The organism is Anaerotignum faecicola, from assembly GCA_024460105.1.
In the GTDB taxonomy this organism is placed as follows: Bacteria; Bacillota; Clostridia; order Lachnospirales; family Anaerotignaceae; genus JANFXS01.
In genome coordinates, this window is the sequence record JANFXS010000001.1 from 26,192 (window position 1) to 43,262 (window position 17,071).

Annotated in this window: 13 protein-coding genes; 4 read left to right on the forward strand and 9 right to left on the reverse strand. The window is 38.7% G+C overall.

Translation table 11 applies throughout. From position 1 onward, the window contains the following. Positions 1-2 precede the first annotated feature (2 nt). From NE664_00130 to NE664_00160, 7 genes are all read right to left on the reverse strand, one after another. Positions 3-941: a (4Fe-4S)-binding protein gene (locus NE664_00130; protein ID MCQ4725074.1), complete on the reverse strand. Its 939-nt coding sequence runs from the start codon at positions 939-941 to the stop codon at positions 3-5. Positions 942-1,006: 65 nt separating this feature from the next. Next, positions 1,007-2,599, reverse strand: coding sequence for a potassium/proton antiporter (locus NE664_00135; protein MCQ4725075.1), 1,593 nt, complete (start codon positions 2,597-2,599; stop codon positions 1,007-1,009). A gap of 1,170 nt (positions 2,600-3,769) precedes the next feature. Continuing rightward, complete coding sequence (locus NE664_00140; GenBank protein ID MCQ4725076.1) at positions 3,770-4,690, reverse strand: copper amine oxidase N-terminal domain-containing protein; 921 nt, start codon at positions 4,688-4,690, stop codon at positions 3,770-3,772. 165 nt (positions 4,691-4,855) lie between these two features. Continuing rightward, on the reverse strand, positions 4,856-5,302 hold the full coding sequence (locus NE664_00145; protein ID MCQ4725077.1) for a GatB/YqeY domain-containing protein: 447 nt from the start codon (positions 5,300-5,302) through the stop codon (positions 4,856-4,858). A 24-nt stretch (positions 5,303-5,326) separates the two neighbouring features. After that, on the reverse strand, positions 5,327-5,503 hold the full coding sequence (gene rpsU, locus NE664_00150) for a 30S ribosomal protein S21 (protein ID MCQ4725078.1): 177 nt from the start codon (positions 5,501-5,503) through the stop codon (positions 5,327-5,329). A gap of 154 nt (positions 5,504-5,657) precedes the next feature. Further along, positions 5,658-7,853 (reverse strand): 1,4-alpha-glucan branching protein GlgB, encoded by a 2,196-nt coding sequence (glgB, locus tag NE664_00155; protein ID MCQ4725079.1) that lies wholly within the window; start codon positions 7,851-7,853, stop codon positions 5,658-5,660. Positions 7,854-7,889: 36 nt separating this feature from the next. Then, complete coding sequence (locus NE664_00160) at positions 7,890-9,173, reverse strand: O-acetylhomoserine aminocarboxypropyltransferase/cysteine synthase (GenBank protein ID MCQ4725080.1); 1,284 nt, start codon at positions 9,171-9,173, stop codon at positions 7,890-7,892. A gap of 145 nt (positions 9,174-9,318) precedes the next feature. On the opposite strand from NE664_00160, the gene NE664_00165 reads away from it, so the two are divergent. Continuing rightward, on the forward strand, positions 9,319-11,070 hold the full coding sequence (locus NE664_00165; GenBank protein MCQ4725081.1) for a M3 family oligoendopeptidase: 1,752 nt from the start codon (positions 9,319-9,321) through the stop codon (positions 11,068-11,070). A gap of 398 nt (positions 11,071-11,468) precedes the next feature. On the opposite strand, the gene NE664_00170 is transcribed toward NE664_00165, so the two are convergent. Together NE664_00170 and NE664_00175 are read right to left on the reverse strand one after the other, a co-directional pair. Next, positions 11,469-12,698 (reverse strand): 6-phosphofructokinase, encoded by a 1,230-nt coding sequence (locus tag NE664_00170; protein MCQ4725082.1) that lies wholly within the window; start codon positions 12,696-12,698, stop codon positions 11,469-11,471. Between the two features lie 83 nt (positions 12,699-12,781). Beyond that, a complete protein-coding gene (locus NE664_00175; GenBank protein MCQ4725083.1) occupies positions 12,782-13,570 on the reverse strand; it encodes an RNA methyltransferase in 789 nt (262 codons plus the stop codon). 116 nt (positions 13,571-13,686) lie between these two features. Here NE664_00175 and aroC point away from each other — a divergent pair, with 116 nt between their 5' ends. From aroC to xerD, 3 genes are all read left to right on the forward strand, one after another. Next, the gene (aroC, locus tag NE664_00180) at positions 13,687-14,784 is read left to right on the forward strand and encodes a chorismate synthase (protein MCQ4725084.1); all 1,098 of its coding nucleotides are present in this window, start codon (positions 13,687-13,689) and stop codon (positions 14,782-14,784) included. 44 nt (positions 14,785-14,828) lie between these two features. Then, positions 14,829-15,362, forward strand: a complete 534-nt coding sequence (locus tag NE664_00185; GenBank protein ID MCQ4725085.1) for a stage II sporulation protein M — start codon at positions 14,829-14,831, stop codon at positions 15,360-15,362. Between the two features lie 136 nt (positions 15,363-15,498). Beyond that, on the forward strand, positions 15,499-16,380 hold the full coding sequence (gene xerD, locus NE664_00190) for a site-specific tyrosine recombinase XerD (GenBank protein ID MCQ4725086.1): 882 nt from the start codon (positions 15,499-15,501) through the stop codon (positions 16,378-16,380). Positions 16,381-17,071: the final 691 nt, after the last annotated feature.

Sequence of the window (17,071 nt, forward strand, 5' to 3'; positions counted from 1 at the left end):
CTTTAATTTTTCTTTGGTATCTCCTTATTAATTATTTCGTCTTTCCTGTCTAAAATATCACTGTCAAGAACGGCCTTTTCCACAGCCTCAAAACCAAGCCTGTCAATCATATCGGCAAAACGCTCTTTTTTAAATGCATTGTCTTTGTATACAAGTATTATTTTTTCGATAATGTCCATAGCGTCGCTTAATGTATATATTCCGCTGAGGTATTTCCCTTTTTTGCCTTCCCTTCCCCAGCGCCCGCCTATAACAATTTTAACGCCGTTTATTTCTTCGTCAATACATTTAAACGGACAGTTTTTAATGCATTTTCCGCATAAGTTGCATACTTCACGATTAATTTCAATTTTATCGTCCGAATTCTTCCTAGCCGCGTTCATAAGACATCCCGATTCAACAATACATTTTTTGCAGCTTTTGCATTTTTCAACTGATACAGCCGGTTTTCTCTGGCCGATAATTCCTATATCGTTAAGATCCGGCTTAACGCAATTATTAGGGCATCCGCCGACTGCTATTTTAAATTTGTGGGGCAGTTCGACATTCCTGTATCCGGTATAAAACCTGTCATGAATCTCTTTGGCAACGTCTACCGAAGGTATAAGGCCAAAAACACACGTCTTGCCTTTGCATGCGACAACCGGACGCACCCTGTCGCCTGTGCCTCCCGTATATAAGCCGTACTTATCCAAAAATTCCTGAAGCGGCTCAATATTGTCGAACGGTATGCCCTGTATTTCTACGCACATCCTTGAAGTAAAGGCGGCGTTTCCATTCCCGAATTTCTTTGCCGCTTCTCCCACGGCTATAAGCTGTTCGGCTGTCATCATTCCGTTTTCCGTTATAACCCTTCCGTTAAATTCATCGTCAGTATTCCTGTCATGAAGGAACCCCATACCTTTAACCCTGACCTTATCATTTGGATTTACTTTAGCCAAATTAAACTCCTCCTTAAAATTCAAATTTATGTTATTATAAAAAAATTATTTTGTCTGTAACTTTGTCACGTTCTTGAACTTACTACAAGTATATCGTTCTCTCTTATTATTGTATCCCCATTTGGTATTATCCTTTCATTATCCCGCTTTATAATTACGACTAATTCATCTTTTCCATATTTTAAATCGGCAATTCGTTTATTTTTTTTGCCGCTGTTTTTTCCGATGCTGATTTCCGAAAATGTAACGTCCGCTTTTCCATGGAATGCAGGAGCGCTCAAAACAACGGTATCCCCGTCAACTATTTCTGTATTTCCCTTAGGAATAACGGTTTCGCCGCCTCTTAAAAGCGATACTATAAGCATTTCATTCGGAAGGACTATATCTTTGAGTTTCTTGTTCTTCCACGGATGCCCGCCGTTTATATTAAGCTGTATAAACTGTACTTCATCATCGTCTATATAATCGTTGAAAGTTTTGAGTACGTCGGCATTATCGTCAACCATATTCAGTTTTTTTGAAAAAAACGGTATCAGAGTCCCTTGGAAAGCAATAGAAAGAAGTACGATGCAGAACACAATATCAAAAATATCATTTTTAACGTAAGCGTCGCTTACAGTAACCATTATGGCAAAAACTATCGACGCCGCTCCTCTAAGCCCAGCCCATGAAACAAGCACAATCTGATTTATCTTACATCTAAAAGGCATAAGTATAGCCGTTACGGCTGCCGGCCTTGATATAAAAGTTACAAAAACGGCTATAATAAATGCCAGCGGAAAAATTTCCGCCATTCTTGAAGGCGTTGAAAGAAGGCCGAGTAAAAAGAATATGAGCATCTGCATAAGTCCTGTGAACCCATCAAAAAAACTTACAAGAGAGCGTTTATTTTTTATTTCATTATTTCCGAGTATAATCCCTACGATATATGCGCTAAGATATCCGTTTCCTCCCAAAACCGTAGGTAAGGCATATGAGAAAACAGCAACGGCCAATACAAACGCGGCGTCAAAACCGTCTGTTGCAAACCTGAATTTTTTAAGCATCTGAATTGCCAAAAACGCAATAATAACGCCTATTAACGCGCCGTAGGCCAACTGTGCGAAAATCATATACAAAATACTTGCCCCGTCCATTCCGCCCTGCATAAGCGATAATATTATAACAGTAAGCATATAAGAGCATGGGTCGTTGCTTCCGCTTTCAACTTCAAGCATAGACGCCGTATTATATTTAAGATTGAGTCTTTTTGATCTAAGTATTGAAAAAACTGAGGCGGCGTCTGTTGAGCCTATAACGGAACCTAAAAGAAAACTTTCAAGCATATCAAAATTAAGAACATAATGGCAAAATAATCCTGTAATGCCGGCTGTCAGTATAACTCCGGCCGAAGAAAGCATTACAGCCTGAACGGCAATGGGCTTAGCTTCTTCCCATTTAGTACCAAAGCCGCCATAAAACATAATAAAAATAAGGGCGGCCGAACAAATATTTTCAGCAAATTTATAATCTTCAAAATAGATTTTAAATACCCCGTCAACCCCAAAAAATATACCGAGCGCTATAAACGCAAGAAGCATTGGGATACCGAGCTTGCTGGAAAGCTTATTAAACAGTACGCAAATAAAAATTATAATGGCAGTAATCATTAACATCATCGGCAATGGCATCATCTCCTTATTAAAAATAAAAGAGATTGTTAATATTAACCAATCCCTTTTTGCTGATTATATCATAAAAACGCTTTAAATACTACTGTTGTTTATAATTAAATAAAATTTTTATTATGGCCTATATATTTAAAAGTGCCTGCTTATTTTGAAATAATATAAACATAAGGCTCTTTTTTATAAATTCTAAATAATTATTTCTTATTTACCGGCGCAATTCTATATTTTGTTGTTATACTGTATTAAGCAATCCATGCCATTAAACCGAAAATATATGCGATTATAACAGAGCTCCATTCCAATACAAACATTAGTTGCCGCTATATTTTGGCAGAATATCATATTTTCGATATACTGTTATTCTGCGATACTTTAAATAAATGCACAAAATCAGTATTGACAGCCCCGCTTGATTGATAACGTCCTATGCTTTCATGAAATTATATCATCAATTATATTCAAATCGAAATCAAATACAGACCAATAAGCAATACAATAGTTATCTTCAGCATCATTTATGGTAATCCTGCATGTAATAGTAGATAATTCAGGTTCAAAATTATAATTTTTATCAACTGAAACCATAGCGTTATAAAAACAGTATAGTGTCATCACCGTATCAAAATCTGCTCTCATATCTTCAATGAATTGGTTCGGAGCATCTTAATACCAATTTTCCAAACATATTCTCATTGTATCTCGCGTTAATCCGAAAATATTTGAATGTTCAATAAATTTGCTGAAATCACGTTTGTCCATCGGTATTTTTATTGCAATCACATCTTATTCCTATTGATATATGTATTAATTTATATTGTTGTTTTCAACTATGACAGTTCCTGTTTACAGGAACGACACGCTCCCTCCTCAAAGGGAAATTTTTTCGCATTTCCGCATTATATACGCTTGGCATAGGCTCCGCTATGCATGTGCATATGCGCCTTAAACTTCAAAAATTTTTTCCTTTTGAGGTCGAGAGTTTTAACGGACGTCAGCAGCATAATAGCAAGGCAAAGGCTTTAACACGGCTATTGCGCCGCTAACGCCTGTTAAAACCGTGTGCGCTCTTGTAAACTGAAGCTGTCTTCGGTTTACAAGTCAAACCATATTATTTTAAAATATTCATCTTTATAATATAGTAAAACTATTTAATTACCGTCAGTTACTTATGCTGATGTCTACCACCATATTTTCGGCATCCCATTGAACTTCCGCATCAAGCGCCTCCGATATAAATCTAACCGGCACAAATATACTCCCATTTACGTTCTGCGGAGGCGTATCCAGACTAACTTTTCTGCCGTTTATAAATGCTTCAGCCGAATTTAATGTTACAACTATTTCTTTTTCATTGTTTTTTATTGTAACAGAATTATTATTTCCGTTCCAAAGGACTTCTGCATTCAAATTTTCAAATAATCCCCTCACAGGCACAAATACACGGTTGTCAATTATTTCCGGCGCCGTTGTAAGATCAATAAATTCATCATTTACAGCAATTTTAATTTTTTTATTGTCAAGGTCAACAAACGTAATAAAACTCATTTCACTTTCATTTATATCAAGTCCAATAACAATATTTCCAAATTTATTCCAGGTCGAATATGGTTTTATTCTTGCATTGAGATCAAGCCCGGGAAATATTACCTCCAAATCTTTTACATTATTTTTATCAATACCGCAAAAGAGCCCGCTTAAAGTAACCGCACCCGAATATATTTCACGTTGAATGTAAACGTCTGCCGCCGCTTTTGCAGTATTTTGAAAAAGCCCAACGCCATATACTCTATCCGTATTTTTATCAGCCCAAATCAAAATACTAGTGCTTTTTCCCAATGTGCCCACATATATATCATGTTCTTCGTCATTGCTTGCATTGCCGTCATACTTGGATAAATTACTTATTAAAAGTTCCGGCTTAGAACCAAACTCCATATTAAACAAATAAACAAACTGTTCAACCGTAGCGGGAATAAAACCGTCGTCCGTTATAGACGTATCACTGCCGGCAAACGCGGCCTGCGAAAATGATATTATAAATACAATTGCCGCTGCCAAAAATTTCATTATTTTTTTCATAATATTATCCTTTCTGAAATATCCCCATATAAAACTTTAACTGCAATAATTAATATCCTAAATTATAAGACGTTATGTAACAATTAAATGAATATGCATCACAAATATTAAAATTAAATAACATAAAAAGAGGCAAATAAAAATCTGCCCCTTTTAATGCTTAAATTATTTTGTAAGAAGTTCTTTAACAAAACCGCTTACTATTTTGTTATCGGCACGGCCTTTTACTTTAGGTGAAACTGCACCCATAACCTTGCCCATGTCTTTCATAGTTGTCGCCCCAACTTCATTTATAGTATCCTGAACAATCTGCTTGATCTCGCCTTCTGACAACTGTTCAGGCAAATATGCAAGCAAAACTTCAATTTCTTTGTTAAGGTTTTCTATTAAATCCATCCTGCCGCTTTTTTCAAATTCCGGCAGAGAATCACGGCGTTTTTTAAGTTCTTTTGCAATAACGTCAATAACGCCGCTATCGTCAAGCTCAACTTTGTTATCTTTTTCAATTTGAAGCACACCGCTGCGAACAAGCTGTATAGTGTTTTTGCGGATAGTTTCTTTATTTTTCATCGCATCTTTCATATCCTGCAAAAGCTTCTCTTTTAAAGACATAGCAATACTTCCTTTTTAGACTGATTATTTAAATTTACGTTTTCTTGCAGCCTCTGATTTCTTTTTACGTTTTACGCTAGGTTTATCGTAATGTTCTCTTTTACGAACTTCACCCATAATACCATCTCTGGCACAATTTCTTTTAAAACGACGAAGAGCGCTATCTAAGGATTCATTCTCTTTAATTTTTACCTCTGACATGAATTTCCCTCCCTTCGGTTACAAAAGTTCCGTGTTGCAAGGGTTCAGATAATAGTGCCCTATGCCACATACTATAGGATTATACACAAAATATTTGTTCAAGTCAACTAGATTTGAATAATATTTTCAGCATTTAATAACTTTAATGTAAAAATTAATATATTGGTTTTAAAACGACAAAACCAAGCGGCGGCAATGTTATCTCAACGCTGTTTGCGCATCTGTTGCAGCCGCAGAGCCTGTTTTTAATTATGTTTCCGTTAATTCTGCCGGTGCCGCCGTATTTAAAATCATCGCTGTTGAAAACTTCCTTATAATCTTTGTCTGTGGGAACTCCTATAATAAAGTTTTCATATGGGGTTTCCGTAAAATTACAGATGATAGAAAGCTGTTCTTCCCTTTTTATGCCATGTCTTGTAAACGCCACTATGCTCCTTTGGCTGTCGTCGCATTCTATCCACTCAAAGGCTCTCCCGTCAAAGTCCCTTTCCCACAGAGCCGGCTGTTCCAAATATAATTTATTCAAGTCCTTTACATATGTCTGAAGATTTTTGTGATATTCATTTTCCAGTATATGCCAATCAAGACTTCTCGCCTCGCTCCACTCGGAAAACTGCCCTATTTCATTTCCCATAAACATAAGCTTCTTGCCCGGATGTCCGTACATAAAACCGTATGCCACCTTTAAATTGGCCGTTTTCTGCCACATATCTCCCGGAACTTTGTACATCATCGAACCTTTCATGTGTACTACTTCATCATGAGAAAGCACAAGTACAAAGTTCTCGCTGAAAGCGTACATAAGGCTGAATGTAATATAATTATGATGATATTTTCTGTGTACCGTTTCCTTTTTAATATAGCTTAAAAAGTCGTTCATCCAACCCATATTCCATTTAAGGCTGAATCCAAGGCCGTTATAATCGGCGTTTCTCGTAACGCCTTCCCACGACGTCGACTCCTCGGCAATCATCATAACGCCTTTATATTTCTTGTCTATAATAGAATTCATATGCTTTATAAATTCAACGGCTTCAAGGTTTTCCCTTCCGCCGTATTTATTGGGGAGCCATTGTCCGTCACTGCGGCAGTAGTCAAGATATAGCATCGACGCGACAGCGTCAACCCTTAACCCGTCTATATGGAATTCCTTAATCCAGTATAAAGCGTTGGCAATAAGGAAATTTTTTACTTCATTCCTTCCATAATTAAATATATAAGTCCCCCACTCTATATGCTCTCCCAGCCTCGAATCCTCATGTTCATAGAGGGCTGTTCCGTCAAAGCGTGCAAGCCCGTTCATGTCCCGCGGAAAATGTGCGGGAACCCAGTCCATTATAACGCCTATATTATTTTGGTGAAGCGTGTCGATCAAATACATAAAATCCTTCGGAGTTCCGTACCTGCTTGTAGGAGCATAGTATCCGGTTACCTGATACCCCCAGCTTCCGTCAAAAGGATATTCCGTTAAAGGCATAAACTCAACATGTGTATAATTCATTTCTTTAACATATTCAACAAGCTTTTCGGCAAGCTCAATATACGTAAGGAAACGCTCCCCTTCTTCAGGCACGCGCATCCAGCTTCCTAAATGGACTTCATATATATTCATAGGCAGGTTATATATATCGTTTGTTTCCCTAAAATCAATCCATTTTTCATCATTCCAGCAATATCCGCCGGCGTCATAAACAATAGACGCGTTATTCGGCCTAAGCTCTGTAAAATTTCCATACGGATCAGTTTTCTCAACAACAAATCCATTCTGCCATTTAACATGGTATTTGTATATATCAAATTCCTTAACGCCGGGTATAAATAGTTCCCAAATACCGCTTTTACCCAAAAGCCTCATCATGCTTCTGCGCGGATCCCAGTTATTAAAGTTCCCGATAACGCTGACACTTTTGGCATTGGGAGCCCAAACGGCAAAACCGACTCCTTCAACGCCGTTTACAGTGCATAAATGCGAACCGAGCTTTTCATAAATATTGTAGTTGTTTCCTTCTCCGAAAAGGTACATATCATATTCGCTTATAACAGGCGGAAATGTATATTGGTCGTCAGTCGTCCAAATGTTTCCGTCACCGAAATCAACTTCAAGGAGATATTCAAAATACTTTTTCCGGCTGTCCATAATACCTTCAAAGTAACCGTAATCATGCACTAACTTAAGAGCATATGTTTCTTTGCTTTCCTTGTCAATAACATTTATGTTTTCAGCCCCCGGGATCAACTCCCTGACAACAACGCCGCTTTCAGTTTCATGCATGCCCAATATGCTGTGCGGATCGGCATATTCAACCTTTAAGAGCTTTGAAATCTCTTCAACGCCAAAGAAACTTCCCAATATACATCACCCTTTCGCAAGGAACTCAATTAGTATTTATTTACATTTTTCAAAAGCCTGTTCAAAATCAGCAATTAAATCTTCGGTATTTTCAATTCCTACGGAGAACCTGATCATATCGGCCGAAACGCCGCAAGCAACAAGCTCCTCGTCGCTTAACTGCCTGTGGGTAGTGCTTGCCGGCTGAAGCACACAGCTTCTTACGTCCGCAACATGCGTAACAAGAGCCACAAGTTTTAAAGCGTTGATAAATTTACGCCCCGCATCCCTGCCGCCCTTAACTCCGAAAGTTAAAACGCCGCTTGCGCCTTTCGGAAGATATTTTTCTGCAAGGCTGTAATATTCATTATCTTCAAGCCCCGGATATTTAACCCAAGACACCATAGGATGATTTTTAAGATACTTAGCCATAACAAGGGCGTTTTCACTGTGCCTTTCCATCCTCAAATGAAGCGTTTCACTGCCAAGGTTCATAAGGTAGCTGTTAAACGGCGACGGCGTCATACCCATATTCCTCATAAGCTGCGCCCTGCATTTAGTAATAAAAGCAGCTTTTCCGAAATCCCTTACATAACTTACGCCATGATACGTTACATCAGGCTCCACAAGCCCCGGGAATTTGCCGTTATCCCAATTAAAGTTTCCGCCGTCAACAATAACGCCGCCTAACGCCTGCGCATGTCCGTCTATATATTTGCTTGACGAGTAAACTACTATATGCGCCCCAAGCTCCAAAGGCTTGCAGAGCGCTGCCGTTGCAAAAGTATTGTCGACAATAAAAGGTATATCAAGCGTTTTTGAAACCTTTGAAAATTTTTCAAAATCTATAACATTAACAAGCGGGTTTCCGATAGTTTCTCCAAAAATACATTTTGTATTAGGCTTTGCAAGGGCTATAATTTCTTCATAAGAAAGAAGCGGATCAAATACGATAACCTCAATTCCCAGATCTTTGAAAGTACCTGTAAAAAGGGTAAAGCTTCCGCCGTAAATAGTGCTTGAAGCCAGTATACTGTCTCCGGCTTTTGCAATATTAAGTATTGCAAGAGTTGTAGCCGCCATACCGGAAGAAGTCGCTATAGCGGCCACTCCTCCTTCCATTAAAGCCATTTTTTTCTCAAAAGCGTCTGTCGTCGGGTTTGAGAGCCTTGTATACATGCATGTATCCTGTTCAAGATCAAAAACTTTTGCAAGTTCTTCGCATGTGTCATACCTATATGTAGTGCTTTGAACAATAGGCAAAACCCTAGGCTGTGCATTTGACGGCCAATACTCTCCTTGTACAGCCTGGGTTTCCAATTTCCAGTTTTCCCTCATAATCTTCGCTCCTTCTAAAGTAAAATAATAATGTTAATATTATACTTTAATCTGTACATTTTTTCCACCTATTTGTTGCATTATCATGTGTTAAATGTTAACCTTAAATTCAAGGAAAGTATAAAAACATCTTCAAGGAGGTCGACTTATGGACACATGGAGTTTAAAAGAACTTTACGCGTCGTTTGAAAGCCCTGAATTCAAAAACGACGTAAACTTTATTGAAAAAAATATTAAAGCTTTGGAAAAATGGGTATCAGAATCCCTGAATTCAAATGAAAACGCCGTTCAAAAAACAGAATACTATATCAATTTTATGAATAAGTACGGCGATATTTCGTCTAAGATTGCAGAATACTGCCAACTTGTTTTAAGCGCCGACGCTTCCGACGGCAACGCGCTCAAAAACCTTGAATTAACGGAAGAAAAAGAAACTTCTTTGGCCTCCTGTGAAACAAGTTTTGAAAAATGGTTTTCTTCTCTTGAAAACACAGAAGAAATTATTAATTCAAGCCCCCTGCTGAAAGAACATTCATATTACCTTAAAACCATAATTAAAAACAGCAAATACATTTTAACAAACGGCGAAGAAACAATTATAGCCAAAATGCGCGTCACAGGTTCCCTAGCCTTTATGAAATTGTGGGAACTGATAAATTCAACGCTTGAAGTTGAAATGGAAGGCAAAAAATATCCTCTCCCGGAAATCAGGAACATGGCTTATTCATCTGACGCCGCCCTGCGCAAAAAAGCTTATGAATACGAACTTAATGCGCTTAAAACAATTTCTCAAACGTCTGCCGCCTGCCTGAACGCAATTAAAGGCGAAGTTATTACATGCTCAAAAATGCGCGGTTATTCCTCTCCGCTTGAAATGACTCTTTTTAATTCAAGAATGGATTTTGACGTATTAAATCCAATGCTTGAGTCAATGAAAGAATATCTGCCTGTATTCAGGAAATATTTTGCAAAAAAAGCCGAAATGCTCGGCCATAAAAACGGCCTTCCGTTTTACGACCTTTTCGCCCCCATAGGAAAAACGGATATGTCGTTTACTTATGACGAGGCCAAAACTTTTATAATGGAAAACTTTTATAAATTCAGCCCGGCCCTCGGAAATTATGCAAAAAAAGCTTTTGACAACAGTTGGATAGACGTTTATCCGAGAAACGGCAAACGCGGAGGAGCATTCTGCTCTAACCTCCATTCAATAAAAGAAAGCCGTATACTCGCTAATTTCAGCGGGAACTTTAATGATGTTATTACTCTTGCGCACGAGCTAGGCCACGGGTACCACGGCGCTTGCCTAGACAACGAAACATTCCTCAACAGCGATTATCCTATGCCTATAGCCGAAACAGCGTCCACATTCTGTGAAACGCTTGTCAAAAATGCCGCCATGGAAAACGCTGCCGACGAAGAAAAGGCAGTAATACTTGAAACCGATATATCCGACGCGGCTCAAATAATAGTGGATATACTAAGCCGTTTTATATTTGAGGACACTGTTTTTTCAAAGCGGAAAAACGGCTCCCTGACAGAAAGCGAACTCAACGAAATTATGCTTAACGCCCAGAAAGAAACCTACGGATGCGGCCTTAATCCGGATTTTATGCATAAATATATGTGGGTGCTTAAGCCCCACTACTATGACGTAGATTATAACTACTACAATTATCCGTATGCTTTCGGCCTTCTTTTTGCAAAAGGGCTCTACGGCATTTATATGCAAAAAGGCAGTCAATTTGCCGGCGACTATGTAAAAATACTGAGCGCAACCGGAAAATCCGATTTAAAAGACGTTGCCCTTATGGCGGGAATAGACATAACATCGTCTGATTTTTGGCGTTCCTCGCTTGACGTTATATCCCGCGATATAGAAACTTTTTTAAATTTATAGTTAAAAGTTTTCCCTAAAATAAATACGGCGCGAAACAGAATTTCATAACCGACGCCGCATGCTATGGAATTGGGCGCGCTGCAAATTTTATGAATGACTATATTTTTTTTCGGCGATTATTTTCATTTTAGTTCTTCCGGCAGTTTTTAGCAGTTTATGCAAGTCGCCAGTTAATAAAAAATGTATTTGCGTTAATCCGCCGCATAATCGTAAATTAAAGCTATATATTTACCGCCCTATATCTTTATAAAAACAGGCCCCTTCCGAGCACAGAAGGGGCCGATTATCCCGCAAACATATTTTCAGCTTAAAAATGCCGGTTACCTTCAGAATAATAAAACAAATAAACAACGGCGGCGTCTGCATTCCACTGCAAACGCCGCAAAACTTCATCTATATTATAAAAAATCCTTTAAAACAAGGTGTTTCGGAATTCCACATTCATATATAGGTTCAACTTCCCCCATTATAAGCGGCTCAAGGTACTTGAGGCCTTCCTCGGAAACGCCGTTTTTGCTTTCATTCATATAGCTTTCCGGAACAACTTTTTCCTTATTGGCTATCTTCGTTATATCATCCGTTCCGATTTTAAGGCTGTATACATTTCCCTTTTCCCTTTCCGAAGTTACCATAACTCCCGATTTTCCTTCAAACGCCGCCTCAACAGCCGCCTCGCCAATCATAACGCTCTCGTTAATATCGCGGGCGCTCAGCATATGCGCCGCACATCTTTGAAGCACGTTTATTTCTACAGAACGTGTCTTAACCCCTAATTTTTCTTTTATAACCGCTTCAACAACTTTTGCGGCACCTCCGAGCTGGCCATGGCCGAAACTGTCCTTAACGTCGGATTCTGCAATCAGCTTGCCGCCGCTTAATTTAATTCCTTCGCTTACAACTATAACAAGCTGGCGTTTTGTTTCCATTATTCTTTTTATGTCGCCGATTAAGCTGTCATAGTCAAACACATTTTCCGGAAGGTATATAAGATCTGCAAGACATTCTCCGCGGCTGTTCCTTGCAAGCCCGGCGCTTAATGCAAGCCATCCTGCATTTCTTCCCATAACTTCAACAACAACAATGCTGTCCATATCATAAACGGCTGTATCTGCCGCTATTTCTTTAATTGTCGTTGCAATATACTTCGCCGCGCTGCCGAAACCGGGAGTATGATCGATACATACAAGGTCATTGTCTATTGTTTTAGGAACCCCTATAAAAGAAACATCCCCGCCGTTTTCTTCCTGATATTTTTTAAGCTGCAAGATAGTATCCATAGAGTCGTTCCCGCCTATGTAGAAAAAGTACTTAATATTATATTTTTCAAATATTTCAAATATCCTTTTAAAAACTTCCCTGCCTTCTTCTCCGCCCTTTATTTTATATCGGCACGAGCCGAGAAAAGACGACGGCGTAACTTTAAGGAGTTTTAAATTCTGCTTATTGTCCAAAACCGTTTTCAGGTCAACGAGCTTTTCATTTAATATCCCCTCAATCCCGTTCATACCGCCGTAAATTTTCCCAATGGCAAAGTTTTTCGCCGCGGCGCTGTAAACTCCTGCAAGCGTTGCATTAATTGCCGCCGTCGGACCGCCCGACTGGGCGATAATACAATTTCCTATTTTCATAATATAAGCCACACCCTTCTGAAACTTTTGACAATATTAATAAATAAATCATACTAAAAAAATATACAAAAATCAAATATTAATCACTCCATGTCAATCCTCTGCCTTACCGCTTCATACATCAATACGGCGGCGGCAACGGAAGCGTTAAGGCTTTCCGCCTTTCCGGGCATAGGTATTTTAATATATTCGTCTGCCAAATCCAAAGCCTTCCCACTAAGGCCGTTGGCTTCGTTTCCTATCAAAAAACAGCACCCTTTCTTAAAATTAAAGCTATACGGCGTCTTTTCCCCGCCAAGATGCGCCGCATACATTGAAATACCGTTTTCTTTCAAAAATCCGGCACATTCGCATATATCTGCATTTCTTATAACTGGTATATGGAATACGGAACCCATCGTGCTCCTCAAAACTTTAGGGCTGTAAACGTCCACACTCCCGGATGAAATGAAAACCCCACTGAAAGAACAGGCGTCGGCAGTTCTTATGATAGTTCCCAAATTTCCCGGATCGTTAAGGTTTTCGGCCATTATAAACATGCCGTTGCCTCCCGCCGCATCTATAACATCCGGAACACTATAGCTTTTTTGTTTAACAATCGCCATAATGCCTTGGGGGTTGTCAGTACTGCTTATGTCCTTAAACGCCTTATCGCTGAAAATATGTACTTTTGCCCTCTTTTCCAACAGCCCCGCGTCATTTTCATCCGCATATGTTTCCGAAACCGCATAAAACAAAATTTCATAATCATTCGGTATTTCGGACGTAAACCTAAGCCCCTCCGCCGTAAAAAGCTTTTCCTTGTCCCTGTATTTCCTGTTTTCAAGGGATTTTATAAGCTTTGCAATTTTATTCTGACCGCTGTCTATCATAAATCAATCACCCGTTTAAGTATACCATATATATATAACGCCATAAAGAAATATTTTGCCAACATATGCCGACTATGTTAAAATAAATCAAAAACCGTTACAAGGAGGAAACATATATGTCCGGCTCTTCATTCGGCAAAGTATTTCAAGTTACTACTTATGGCGAAAGCCACGGCAAAGCGCTTGGCGTCGTTATTGACGGCTGTCCGTGCGGCGTTCCTTTAAGCGAAGAAGATGTACAGCGCGACCTTGATCTCCGCAAGCCCGGGAGCAACAAATACGGCACAAAGCGCACTGAAAGCGATAAAGCCGTTATACTTTCAGGCATATTTGAAGGGCGCACAACAGGAACGCCCATTTCAATAGCAGTTTTCAACGAGGATCAAAATCCGCGGGATTACAGCCTCATATCGGATATATTCAGGCCGGGCCATGCCGATTATACCTTTGAGAAAAAATACGGGTTCAGGGATTTCCGCGGAGGCGGCCGTTCTTCGGGACGCGAAACATTAAGCCGTGTAGCCGCGGGAGCCGTAGCCAAAAAAATACTTGCCGAAATAGGTATAAATTTTTTAACATATACGAAATCAATTGGAAATATCGAATGTGAAAAAAACGATTTCGGCTCAATTAAGAAAAACCCGCTTTATATGCCTGACAACGCCGCCGCCGAAAAAGCGTCGTTATTCCTTGACGAATGTATAAAAAACAGAAATTCTGCCGGCGGAATAATAGAATGTATAATAAACGGCCTTCCGGCAGGATTGGGAGAACCCGTTTTCGATAAACTCGACGCCTGTTTGGCCAAAGCAATTTTCTCAATAGGGGCCGTAAAAGGGTTCGAAATAGGAAGCGGCTTCAAATCTGCCGTAATGTCAGGTTCTGAAAACAACGACAGTTTTTTTGCTGACGGCAGCGGAAACATTAAAAAAATCACAAATAACTCAGGCGGCGTACTTGGAGGAATAAGCGACGGTTCCCCCCTTATATTCAGGGCAGCTTTTAAGCCAACCCCGTCCATAGGGGCAATGCAGAAAACATCTGACAGTTCGGGCCGAAACAGAGAAATAGAAATAACAGGACGGCACGATCCCGTTATAGTTCCGCGGGCAGTAATAGTTGTCGAAGCAATGGCGGCAATAACTGTTGCAGATTTGCTTATGCAAAATATGTTTTCAAAAATAGAGAATATTAAAAAAATATATCAAGCATAATTTTTCTGTACATGCATACCTTTTTACTACAAGGGGGTATTGCAATGATTATAGTTAAAAATATCAATCATAAGCGGATAATAATTTCTATTATCTGCTTATTCTTTGCTTTAGGCGCGGCGGCGGGAATATTAATCGCAATGAAATATAATCTGGATGCCGCGTCATATTATCCCGAAACATTTGAAAAATCATTCATAACGCTCGGCAAATACATATTCCTTTTATGGCTTGTCGGATTTTCAAGCATAGGCATATTCTGTGTCCCGCCGGTATGTGGGCTATGTGGTTTCAGCTACGGAACCGCATGCGCCGTATTGCTTATGCAAAATAATAAACTTGGATTTCTTGCGTCGGCATTAAAATATGTACTGTTCCTAATCGCAATGTTTCTTACCGCTTCGTCATCGTCGCAGTTATCATTAAACTGTTATAAAATCCACAGAAATCCTAAATCAAACCTTCCGCGCGAAAGGGAACGCGAAATAACGGAACATGTAATTATACTTTTAATTTCCGCCGTCCCTATTTCATTCGCCGCATTAATCGACGTGCATTTAGTCGGCATATTTCTGTAACAACGTGCCCGATTAACAGAAAATTCACACAAAATATATATTTTGTCGAAAAATATTCGAAAAGTATCGACATTTTTTGCAAAAAGTTTTATAATACTTTTCTACACCTCTTTAATTTTTAAAGGAGAAAATAACAGTGGAAAATATATCTGACTTTTCTGACTATTTAAAGCAGGAGAAAAACTCATCGGAAAATACAATAGCTTCATATCTTCGCGATCTGCGGAATTTTTTTGACTATATCAAATCTATAGGCGTAACCAGCGCCGAAAAGGTTAACAGCACGAATATTATATCATATATGTACAGCCTGCAAAAGACAAACCGCGCAAGTTCAACTGTTTCGAGGAATCTTGCTTCTCTGAGGGCTTATTTTACATACCTCTTTACTAAAGGAATTATAAAAGAAAATCCTACGTTAGGGCTTGAGGCGCCGAAAGTTGAAAAAAAGGCGCCTGAAGTTATGTCTCCGTCAAATGTGGAGCTTCTTATGAGCCAGCCCGATGTTTCCGACATTAAAGGTATACGCGACAAGGCCATGCTTGAGGTTTCATATGCTACGGGTATGCGTGTTACCGAACTTATCAATATAAAACTTGAAGATATCAATCTTGAAAAAGAATATATAATCTGCAATGCAAAGGATCGGCCGCGTATCATACCAATCGGATCAAAAGCCGTTAATTCATTAAATGAATATATACAAAAAAGCCGCTCGTTCTTAATTAAAAACAGCGCGGAAAACATTTTATTCGTAAACTGCAACGGCAGCCCTATGACGCGCCAGGGCTTTTGGAAAATAATAAAAACATACGCCAAAAAAGCAAATATCGAAGGCGATATAACACCTCATACGCTAAGACATTCGTTTGCCGCACACTTAATTGAAAACGGCTGTGATATACAAAGCGTGCAGGAAATGCTTGGCCACGCCGATATTTCGACAACTCAGGTTTATGCTAAAATTAACAAAAATAAGTTAAGGGACGTATATTCCAAATCGCATCCACGGGCATAAAACAAATTTTTTAATATAGACAGATAATATATTGAAGTCAGAACAGACACACCATTGTCACATAATTAATTAAAGTAAAAGCCCAATTCTTAAACTGTAAATAATCAGTTTAAAAATCGGGCCTGTTTTTTGCATTAAATAATCTCCTTGGTAATTTAAAATTATAATTTATATATACAGATATTATAAAATTATAAACCACGGACAATATAAATACTTTTTTAGATCAATTTCCGAAGCGGCGCATAAAACTCCGCTGATAAATCGTTAAACTCTATAAAACATCTTTTTTTCCATTTACCGGATAATAGCTATTCACAGTAAATTACTGCCGTATATAGATAGATTTCACAATATAAATTTTTGTCATTCAAATTTTAATTGCGCGCAATCACACTGTATAGTCCCTCTTGCTTAATTGCCATGACGGTTATTAATCTCATATAAATAAATGCTGTTTTGCAGATATTTAACATATCCGTAAAATTAAAATTTTAGTCTTTTGAAATTATTTAAATACATCCATTCCCAATATATCATAAACCGCCCGCAATAAATTCTATAATGTTTTATCGCTTTAATTTTACTTTCACTAATTTGACTTCGTTGGCCGCACGCCGGATTTAATTCAATTTCAATTTAAGTTTGCCAAAGTTTATCCCATAAAACACTTTGCCCGGCAGAGTTTGCA